1 protein-coding gene is annotated in these 286 nt (G+C 46.9%); it reads right to left on the reverse strand.

All coding sequences use genetic code 11. The features are described 5' to 3' along the window. The coding region (locus tag A3761_RS05575) for an ATP-binding cassette domain-containing protein (RefSeq protein ID WP_156491635.1) at positions 1–286 on the reverse strand (286 nt) is incomplete at both ends.

The raw sequence follows: 286 nt of genomic DNA on the forward strand, positions 1-286 counted from the left end.
GTTGTTGGTCGGTTCGTCCAAAAGCAAAATATCAGGGTTCGCGAACAAAGCCTGAGCTAATAACACTCTTAACTTCCAACCTGGTGCAACTTGTGCCATCAAACCAAAGTGGAATTCTTCAGCAATACCCGCTGATAGTAATATTTCCCCGGCTCGACTCTCCGCACTGTAGCCGTCCATCTCCGCAAATTGCGTTTCCAATTCAGCGACCTTCATGCCATCTTCTTCAGACATTTCAGGTAGGCTGTAGATACGATCACGCTCTTGTTTCACTTTCCACAGCTCA

Source organism: Oleiphilus sp. HI0123, from assembly GCF_001635315.1.